The organism is Streptomyces sparsogenes (assembly GCF_001704635.1).
GTDB classification, from domain to species: Bacteria; Actinomycetota; Actinomycetes; order Streptomycetales; family Streptomycetaceae; genus Streptomyces; species Streptomyces sparsogenes.
In genome coordinates this window covers 1-1,273 of sequence record NZ_MAXF01000250.1, presented here as the reverse complement: position 1 = coordinate 1,273, position 1,273 = coordinate 1, and the positions used below count along the sequence as shown (strand labels likewise).

1 protein-coding gene is annotated in these 1,273 nt (G+C 69.8%); it reads right to left on the bottom strand.

Annotated elements, in window-relative coordinates; all coding sequences use genetic code 11:
• Positions 1-40: 40 nt before the first annotated feature.
• Complete coding sequence (locus BBH68_RS38690) at positions 41-1,255, bottom strand: IS30 family transposase (RefSeq protein WP_065968581.1); 1,215 nt, start codon at positions 1,253-1,255, stop codon at positions 41-43.
• Positions 1,256-1,273 lie beyond the last annotated feature (18 nt).

The window sequence follows — 1,273 nt, the reverse complement described above, 5'->3', positions numbered from 1 at the left end:
GGCGGTTTCTAGGGGTCGTCGCAACACGTGGTCGTGTTGGTCAGGCCGCGAGGAGTTTATGCAGGCGCTCGGCTGGGGTTTCCCAGCCGAGCGTTTTGCGTGGGCGGCGGTTGAGCTGGTCGGCGACGGCGGCCAGGTGTTCGGGGTCGTGGTGGGACAGGTCGGTGCCCTTGGGGAAGTACTGCCGCAGCAGGCCGTTCGTGTTCTCGTTGGAGCCGCGCTGCCAGGGGCTGGCGGGGTCGCAGAAGTAGACCGGGATGTCGGTGGCCAGGGTGAACTCGCCGTGCCGGGCCATCTCGCTGCCCTGGTCCCAGGTCAGGGACCGCTTCAGCTGGGCGGGCAGGGTCTGGACGGTGGCTGTCAGGGCGGTAAGGACGGCCCCGGCTCCGTGGTCGCCCGGCAGGTGCAGGAGCATCACATAGCGGGTGGCGCGTTCGACCAGGGTGCCGATCGCGGACTTGCCATCCTTGCCGATGATCAGATCGCCCTCCCAGTGGCCGGGCAGGGCCCGGTCGGCGGCCTCGGCAGGCCGTTCGCTGATCATCACCATCGGGGTGGTGAACCGCGGCTGGCGGTAGTTGGCCTGCTTCTGTGGTTTGCGGCGGGCCCGTCCGGAGCGCAGGGCGCCTGCGAGCTCGCGCCGCAGCTGGCCTCTGCCCTGGACGTAGAGGGCCTGGTAGACGGTCTCGTGGACCACGTGCATCTCCGGCCGGTCGGGGAACTGTGCTCGCAGAGCGTGGCAGATCTGCTCCGGGCTCCACTTCTCGTCCAGCATCGCCTGGACAGCGGCCCGCAGCACGGGGTTCTCGTTGATCTTCCGGCGCTTTGGGCGGGGCCGGCGGGCGTCCGCGCGAGCCTGGGCCGCATGGGGCCGGTACTGACCGCTGTGCGGGTGCCGGTTGCGGCGGATCTCCCGGCTGATCGTCGACGGGCTGCGGCCCAGCTCGGCCGCAATCGTCCGGACCGTCGCCTTCTCCCGCAGCCGGTCGGCGATGTGGATCCGGTCGGTCTCGGACAGGTACCGGGACGGCACGGAAGGCGGCTCCACCGCGTTGATCGGTGGAGCCGCCTTGTTGCTGCCGGACGCGTTGCGTCCGTATCGCCAGCGCTTTCCGGTCCGCCGGTTGATCCCGACGATCCGGCACGCTTCCGTGTTGCTCACGCCCTGCTGCATGAGCCGGAAGTATGCCTCCCGCTCACGCACGAGCTTCCTGGGTCCCTGCGGTTGCCGGTCCTCGCGGATCTCGAAGTCCATGCCACCCCTTGAGCTGGG

Coding starts and splice junctions, on each gene's coding strand:
- BBH68_RS38690 (WP_065968581.1), bottom strand. CDS start 1,255: ATGGACTTCGAGATCCGCGAGGACCGGCAACCGCAGGGACCCAGGAAG.